This is a genomic window from Ginsengibacter sp. (genome assembly GCF_057362405.1).
Genome location: NZ_JBMQQG010000280.1, coordinates 1 through 7,780 on the forward strand (window position 1 = coordinate 1; position 7,780 = coordinate 7,780).

A 7,780-nucleotide genomic window follows, 5' to 3' on the forward strand; every position below is an offset into this window, starting at 1 on the left:
ATAATTATTATATGATTCACATCGTTTAAAGAAAATGGCAATGCATCATTTTCCCACAAAGACACGAAGGGCACGAAGTTTGTTTTAGCGATCCTTAGTGGCCTTTGTGACTTTGTGGGAAAAATTCTTTTAAATTAATACACTGGCAGGATATCAGCTTGATGTAAAAATCCTTTCATATAATTTATCAGCTCCTGTAACTTTTTTCCATTCAGTTCGTAATACTACTATCTTCTAAAAAAAATTAAATAGATATGAAAAAATTATTGATAAGCTTATTTGTTTTAATAAGCATCAACGCGGCAGCACAAAAATGGGAAACCATTAAAGGCAACGGTGAAGTAAAAAAAGAAACCCGTGAAGTGAGCAGCTTCACCTCGTTAGCCTCCCAGGGTTCGATGAATGTGCAAATCAGTTACGGCAATTCTAACAGCGTAACCGTTGAAGCGGATGAAAACCTGCTTCCTTACATCGAAACTACGGTAGAAGACGGACGGTTATTAATAAGACCAAAGAAGAATGTAAATCTTAAATCCAAAACAAGAATGAATGTCTACGTTTCGATGACAAAAATAAATTCATTGAAACTAAGCGGCAGCGGAAATATTAGTGGCGATGGCGCATTTACAAATGATTCAAAGACAGATATGGCTGTATCAGGTTCAGGTAATCTTAAATTAACGTTCGATAAATTTAAGGATCTTGATCTGTCGATAGCGGGAAGCGGCAATATAGATCTAAAAGGTAACGGAACGAATTCTATAAGCGCCCAAATCAGCGGAAGTGGCAACATAGATTGCAGCAACATCAACAGCAACGATGTAGATGCAAAAATCAGCGGAAGTGGAAATGTAAAAGTATATGCAAGCAATAGTATTGATGCAAAAATCAGCGGAAGCGGAAATGTATTTTATAAAGGGAGTGCCACAAAAATAAACAGCAAGGTTGCCGGAAGCGGCAAGGTTTTAAAAATGTAAATAACCGGTATCGGTTCGGCAATACCCTAAAAACAAAACCGCAATTCTTATTACAGGGATTGCGGTTTTTCTTTTTATAGAAGTATATATTCATAAAGTGCGAAAATATTAGCCTCAACTATCAAGGCATAGACGCAATTAAATTTTATTGATGAAAACATTTGATCAATCGTTATTTAAAAAATGTATGCATTATGTTTGTAGTAACATAAGTTATCAAGTTCTATAAATATACTATCACCGATAAAATCAAGATAAATGAAGCGACTACTTTTAGTAATTACCTGCTGCGCTTTAACATACGGCGATGTTTCGGCACAAGCTTATAAACCAGCACCGGAAAATTTAAAAGCCCGGGAAGTCTTTAGTAATGACCGTTTTGGGCTTTTTATTCATTGGGGAATTTTTAGCATTCCCGGGGCGGGAGAATGGGTTATGAATGACAGAAGCATTCCGGTAAAAAATTACAAACGGTTGGTAGATTTTTTTAATCCCATTGATTTTAATGCCGCCGCCTGGGTAAGTATGGCAAAGAATGCCGGCATGAAATACATAACATTAATCACCAGGCATCATGACGGTTTTAGCATGTGGAATACAAAGTTTACTGACTATAACATCATGCATACTCCTTTTAAAAAAGATGTTGTAAAATTAATAGCAGATGAATGCCACAAACAAGGAATTCAACTATTCTTATATTATTCACTTTTAGATTGGAGCAGGGAAGATTACCCTCATGAAACAGGCAGAACAGGCCAACACTCCGACAGAAAGGGTAAAGGCGATTATGCGCACTACCTTCAATTTATGAAAAACCAATTAACAGAGTTACTAACTAACTATGGAAAAATTGCAGGCATTTGGTTTGATGGGCATTGGGATCAAACAGCACCTGAAGGAAACGCAGATCGCTCTTCAAGAATTAACTGGCATTACGACGAGATTTACGGCTTAATCCATAAGCTCCAACCACAATGCCTCATTGGAAATAACCATCATCTTACCCCTTTCGATGGTGAGGATTTCCAGATGTTCGAAAGAGATCTTCCTGGTCAGAATAATTCAGGCTTAAGTTTTCAAAAACCTTCAGAACAACTACCGTTAGAAACCTGCGAAACAATGAATAATTCCTGGGGATTTAATATATCCGATACAAGTTATAAATCAGTAAAACAATTGATCCATTATCTTGTAAACGCAGCGGGGCGAAACGCAAATTTTTTATTGAATGTGGGGCCTATGCCCAACGGAAGAATTCAACCTGAATTTATTGATACGCTTAAGCAAATCGGAAAATGGATGCGGGTTAATGGCCAAACAATTTATGGCACAAAAGGCAACATTCTTCCACCGCAAAAATGGGGTGTAATTACTGCAAAAAATAAAACAATGTATGTCCATATCTTGGATGTGCCGGAAAATGAATCTCACATTCTTATCCCCGGGTTGAAAGAAAAAATAACCAGTGCATTAGAATTTCATGGCGGAAATAAAATTAAATTCAAGCAAACTCCGGAGGGAACCTATATCTATTTAGATGGAATAAAGACAGAAGATGCAGATACGATTATTCAGCTAAATATTTAATATCCAATTCAGCAATGGCTGAGGCAAAATGTTTAACTAAAAAGAAATGATTTTTTGATAATAAAGCACCGCCAGAATAATGCCGGATATAATAACAATCGAAATTAAGATTGGTACTAAATACCCCGTCCGTTTGGTTTCAGGATAAAGTTGCGTCGCTTCCGAAAATGAATTCAAAATTTCCTCACGTAATGGTACATTTTTTCGAATTGGCCTGGGAAGTGGAGGGGGCGTTGTTTTGATTGCAAAATATTCCTTTAGTTCATCTATATTTTCCGCCATGATCCAGGAGGTAAGTCCTTCATACCAAACAGGGGTCTCCTTATTTACAATTTTCGATTTTAATTGCTCCAAATCGAAAGGTCCCCTTTTCGCCTGTCCGTCGAATATGTAGTACTGACGCATAGAATATTAGAATAGGTTAAAGTCTTTCCATTATAACGAATAAAACATAGTTTATTTTATCAACCATGGAATGAAAAAGCAATTTATCTCATTGGCACGTAAAATCTAAGGTAATAAAAGGCTTTTTCGAGGCGTAAAAATATAAGAATTTTTTCTTTGCGTAATTAAAATCTGTTTCTTTGCCCCAATGTCTCTATTTATTACTTCTTTAAATTCCGGTAGTAATGGCAACTGTTATTACATAGGTAATGAGAGTGAAGCTGTGCTAATAGATGCCGGCATTGCATGCAGGGAAATTGAAAAAAGAATGAAGCGGCTTGATCTTTCCATCAAGAAAATAAAAGCAGTTTTTGTTTCCCATGAACATTCCGACCATATTAAAGGAATAGAAGTATTTAGTAGGAAGTACCAGCTCCCGGTTTATATAACGGCCACAACGTTGGTTAACAGCGGCATCAGGATTGAAAATCATTTGGCAACATTTTTCAAGCCTAATGAATCAATAAAGATTGGAACGCTCAACATTTTACCTTTTCCAAAATTTCATGATGCCATTGACCCCAATAGTTTTATCGTAGAATGCAAAACAATAAAAGTGGGCATTTTTACCGATATAGGTTTGCCATGCGAAAATGTAATAAAGCATTTTCAACAATGCCATGCTGCATTTCTCGAAGCTAACTATGATGAAAAAAAGTTAAGCGAAAGTAATTATCCATACCATTTAAAGAAGCGTATTAGTGGCGGACAAGGGCATCTATCCAATATGCAGGCTTTGGCTCTTTTCAAAAAATATAGGTCATCGTTTATGAGTCATTTATTTTTATCTCATCTTTCTCAAAATAATAATACACCGCAATTGGTTAAAGATTTATTTGATGCTAACGCAGCTGGCGTAGAAATAATTATAGCATCGAGATATGAAGAAACGGCTGTTTATCACATACAAAATTCAGGCAGTACTTACAAAAATGCAAAGTCAACGAAAGTTACCTCAAAGCAGATGGTATTTTCTTTTGGGTGATGTGAGCTTATGCCAATAATTTACTGTTGGAACACCCTGATTACTTTTACTAATCTTGTTTCAAAATATTTACTCATTCCCGATATAATGACTCCTATTGATTTTCCTGAAGCAGAATGAATGAATTGTATTTTTCCATTTTCATTTTGAGTTATGATTCCCATGTGCCCCACAATCCAACCTGTGGTGTCTGTTCCGGTGAAAAGGATGAGGTCTCCCGGTTTACTTTCTGTTGTTGAAACAGGCGTTCCAGCATTCGTAAAATCTTTGGAAATTCGTGGCACCTGTATTTTAAAATGACTAAATACATAGGTTATAAAGCCTGAACAATCGAAACCCTGCTCCTTAACAGCTGAGCCATATTTATATTTTATTCCTACAAGCGTTTTGGCAAATTCAACAACCGAATCTGCAACTACATCCCTCGTATTGATAATTATTTTCGGAACAGCATTGCTTATGTCATTTGACTTTCCATAATTAGTGGGGACTTCAGTTGTGGCAGTCTTAGCTGAAGATTTAGTCGTACGTGTACTCCTGCAGGCTTGCAATAAAACGATCACCGAAATAATTGCGGTGATCGTTAGAAAATATTTCATATTCAAAAGTAAATAAATCCGGGACCCTGACTGGTGTTTTATTGAAGGTTATTAGTTTATGTCTAATTCTAAGAGAGAATCGTCTTCTATAAAGGCTTCCAGTTTGTCGCCGGGAAGCAGTTCTCCAATATTAACCTGTGTACCTGTAAAGACTAGGTCGCCTTTATTAAAAGTATAAGAATCTGGAATATGAGAAATTAATTTGTTGAAATTATAAATCATTAAGCCGGAATTGCAAAGCTGAACCATATCCCTGTTCTTATAAAGGCAGAAATTGATATTTTCTATATCGTTTAAATTATTCGTGGGTAACCATTTTCCAATAACTGAAGAATTATTCCACCCTTTTGTTTTTTGCCAAAACAATTCTTCTTCCAACGATTCGGCATCATTATCAAAGGCCGTAAAATTAATTCCAATGGTTATTGCATCATAAAAGTCCGCAGCTAAGTTTTCAACTATGTTTTTGCCGCCCTTGGAAATACGAAGTACGAGTTCGCAGCCGCAATACAATTCATTGGCAAATTTGGGATAAAAAAAAGATGTGCCGTCCGGAAGCAAGGCGCTATAAGGCTTTGTAAAAATTAAAGGCGTCTTTCTGACGCCATTTAATTGTTCCTTTTTATTTGAAAAATAATTTTGTTCAAGACAGAAAATTCTCATCAATAAATTAATTACACCGAGGCTTTTTCAAGTAATACATTTCTGACGTTCTTTTCAAGAATCGCATTAAGCAAATGATTTGGCTTCTCTGCGGAACTGATGAGATCGGATAAAGTCAATTTATCTAATAACTGGTCAACAGAAAATTGAACCATTTGCCAAAGCGAACGCACAGAACAATCAACAGAATTAGTGCAAAATTTTAAGGAGCCGGCGTAATCGCCGCAAAAACTTTTGTCAAATAAAGGCCCACCTAATGTTTTCAATACCTGGTTCATATTAATATCAGCGGGAGTCTTCGCCAAAACATAGCCACCTTTATTACCGGGTGTGCTGTTAATATAACCTTCAATCCGAAGCTTACGGGTAAGTTTGGCAACATAAGCACCAGTAAGGCCCTCGGCTTCGCTTAACTGCGGAATACTCATGCCATTATTATCCTGGCATCTCGCAATCCGCAGCAATATTCTTAACCCGTATTCTTCCTGTGCTGTAATTTTCATGTAGCTTTTTTATAAAATTAAACGCCCAATGGATCTACCTGGTAACGATCGATAAAACGGGAACGCATAGCCGAAACTTCTTCTTCAGAATTTTTCTTAGTTGCTTCTTTATTATAAAGACCAACAAGTTCATCGGCAATTTGCCCGGCAGATTTTCCTTCTATCTGGTGGCGCTGTAAAATCTCAACCAATTCACCGTCTTTTAAGATGGCTATGTTGGGTGAAGTAGGTGTTACTCCCAGAAGGAAATTTTCACGAAAATGATTTACAGCCGCTTTTTCCATTCCTGCAAAAACAGTGTAGAGATTGTCGGGAACCACCTCATTAAATAAGGATAAAAGTACTCCCGGCCTTGCTGCTCTTGCTGCACATCCGCAAACAGAGTTCAAAACAACGAGAGAAATTTTTCCATCTTTTTTATTCAGTGCTTTTTCAACATCTTCAGGAGTTAATAATTGCTCAAAACCCGCTTCAGTTAGTTCCTGCCTGAAAGGCGCTGCAATTTCTTCGCTGTAAGTTGGTGCCAACGATTTGTTCATTAACGAATTCAAACTTATTTGTGCCATGTTTTTATTTTTTTATTATTGATTTTTATTTACTTGATACTTGTTACCGATTACTTATCACTTATCACTTATTACTTACTCACATAAATCCCAATTCCAAAGAAGCCGCTTCACTCATCATACTTTTGTCCCACGGCGGATCCCAAACTACTGAAACATCAACCTCATTAACACCCTCTATCATTCTCACTTTTTGATCTACTTCAATTGGAATTTCCTGCGCTGCCGGGCAGCTTGGCGCTGTTAATGTCATTGTTATCTGAACATTATTTATCGGCAAAATATCTATTTTATAAATCAGTCCTAACTCGTAAATGCTCACCGGAATTTCCGGATCAAATATTGTTTGCAAGCATTCAATTACCTTTTGTCTTAATGCCTCTTCATCCATAATCATATTGTTTTCTCCGGTGTATGAATTGATTTATACACCAATGCATAATTTTTCATTTGTTTTACCATTGCCAGTAATCCGTTTGATCGTGTTTGTGCCAGGTGGTTCATCATACCTATCTCTCTTAAAAAATCAAGTTTTGCATTTAGAATTTCATCAGGTGTATGCCCGGATAAAACTTCAATCAACATACTTACCAACCCTTTTACAATTACTGCGTCACTATCTGCTTTAAAAAATATCCTGCCGTCTTTATATTCTGCAACCAACCAAACTGTTGACTGGCATCCTTTAATTATATTTTCCGGGAGTTTGTATTTATCATCAAGCACCGGCAATTTTTTACCGAGATCAATGATATATTCATACTTTTCCTCCCAGTTATCAAATAACGAAAATGATTCTATTATTTCCTCTTCCGTATGTTCTATCGTTCTTTTATTACTCATTTACGAAAGCATTTTTATTGCCTTTTGCAATGCATTTACCAACCTGTCAATCTCTTCTTTTGTATTGTACATCGCAAAGGATGCACGAACCGTTCCGGGAATCCCAAAGCGGGACATTAATGGTTGCGTGCAATGATGCCCTGTTCTTACGGCAATTCCCTGGTTATCCAATAAAACACCAATATCCTGCGGGTGAATATTTTCAATTACAAAAGAAACAACACTTACTTTTTCTGCAGCAGTACCAATGATGCGCAATCCAGGCAAAACTTCCAAATGAGACGTTGCATAATGCAACAGGTCATTTTCGTGCTCTCTTATGGCATCTTTCCCGGTTTCATTTATGAAATCTAATGCCGATTTTAACGCCACTGTATCGGCAATATTTGGCGTGCCGGCCTCATATTTATAAGGAAGATCCGCATAGGTTGTTTTTTCAAAAGTTACTTCTTTTATCATTTCACCACCGCCCATAAATGGCGGCATACTTTCTAATAGTTCTTTTTTACCATACAACACACCAACGCCAGTTGGTCCATACACCTTATGTCCAGAAAAAGCAAAAAAATCACAATCCAAGTCCTGAACATCAATATCCAAATGAACAGTG

General features: G+C 36.7%; 11 protein-coding genes. 3 read left to right on the forward strand and 8 right to left on the reverse strand.

Annotated features, from left to right (window positions below):
• Positions 1 to 254 precede the first annotated feature (254 nt).
• Positions 255 to 977 carry a head GIN domain-containing protein gene (locus tag ACO1O5_RS22980; protein ID WP_486274490.1) on the forward strand — a complete coding sequence of 241 codons (723 nt, stop codon included), beginning with the start codon at positions 255 to 257 and terminating at the stop codon, positions 975 to 977.
• Positions 978 to 1,235: 258 nt separating this feature from the next.
• Positions 1,236 to 2,567, forward strand: a complete 1,332-nt coding sequence (locus tag ACO1O5_RS22985) for an alpha-L-fucosidase (protein ID WP_486274492.1) — start codon at positions 1,236 to 1,238, stop codon at positions 2,565 to 2,567.
• A 36-nt stretch (positions 2,568 to 2,603) separates the two neighbouring features.
• Here the strand turns inward: ACO1O5_RS22985 and ACO1O5_RS22990 are convergent, their stop codons facing one another.
• Positions 2,604 to 2,972 carry a DUF4339 domain-containing protein gene (locus ACO1O5_RS22990; RefSeq protein ID WP_486274494.1) on the reverse strand — a complete coding sequence of 123 codons (369 nt, stop codon included), beginning with the start codon at positions 2,970 to 2,972 and terminating at the stop codon, positions 2,604 to 2,606.
• A 187-nt stretch (positions 2,973 to 3,159) separates the two neighbouring features.
• Here ACO1O5_RS22990 and ACO1O5_RS22995 point away from each other — a divergent pair, with 187 nt between their 5' ends.
• Positions 3,160 to 3,996, forward strand: coding sequence for an MBL fold metallo-hydrolase (locus ACO1O5_RS22995; RefSeq protein ID WP_486274495.1), 837 nt, complete (start codon positions 3,160 to 3,162; stop codon positions 3,994 to 3,996).
• Positions 3,997 to 4,016: 20 nt separating this feature from the next.
• Here ACO1O5_RS22995 and ACO1O5_RS23000 read toward each other — a convergent pair whose 3' ends face one another.
• The 7 genes from ACO1O5_RS23000 to ACO1O5_RS23030 all read right to left on the reverse strand — a co-directional run.
• Positions 4,017 to 4,595, reverse strand: coding sequence for a C40 family peptidase (locus ACO1O5_RS23000; RefSeq protein WP_486274497.1), 579 nt, complete (start codon positions 4,593 to 4,595; stop codon positions 4,017 to 4,019).
• A gap of 51 nt (positions 4,596 to 4,646) precedes the next feature.
• On the reverse strand, positions 4,647 to 5,258 hold the full coding sequence (locus tag ACO1O5_RS23005; RefSeq protein WP_486274499.1) for a fumarylacetoacetate hydrolase family protein: 612 nt from the start codon (positions 5,256 to 5,258) through the stop codon (positions 4,647 to 4,649).
• A gap of 11 nt (positions 5,259 to 5,269) precedes the next feature.
• Positions 5,270 to 5,761, reverse strand: coding sequence for an RrF2 family transcriptional regulator (locus tag ACO1O5_RS23010; RefSeq protein ID WP_486274501.1), 492 nt, complete (start codon positions 5,759 to 5,761; stop codon positions 5,270 to 5,272).
• Between the two features lie 17 nt (positions 5,762 to 5,778).
• The gene (locus ACO1O5_RS23015; protein ID WP_486274503.1) at positions 5,779 to 6,327 is read right to left on the reverse strand and encodes a BrxA/BrxB family bacilliredoxin; all 549 of its coding nucleotides are present in this window, start codon (positions 6,325 to 6,327) and stop codon (positions 5,779 to 5,781) included.
• A gap of 79 nt (positions 6,328 to 6,406) precedes the next feature.
• Positions 6,407 to 6,718: an iron-sulfur cluster assembly protein gene (locus tag ACO1O5_RS23020; RefSeq protein WP_486274505.1), complete on the reverse strand. Its 312-nt coding sequence runs from the start codon at positions 6,716 to 6,718 to the stop codon at positions 6,407 to 6,409.
• A 2-nt stretch (positions 6,719 to 6,720) separates the two neighbouring features.
• Positions 6,721 to 7,170, reverse strand: coding sequence for a SufE family protein (locus ACO1O5_RS23025; protein WP_486274507.1), 450 nt, complete (start codon positions 7,168 to 7,170; stop codon positions 6,721 to 6,723).
• Positions 7,171 to 7,780: aminotransferase class V-fold PLP-dependent enzyme (locus ACO1O5_RS23030; protein WP_486274509.1), on the reverse strand; the 610-nt coding region annotated here is incomplete at its 5' end.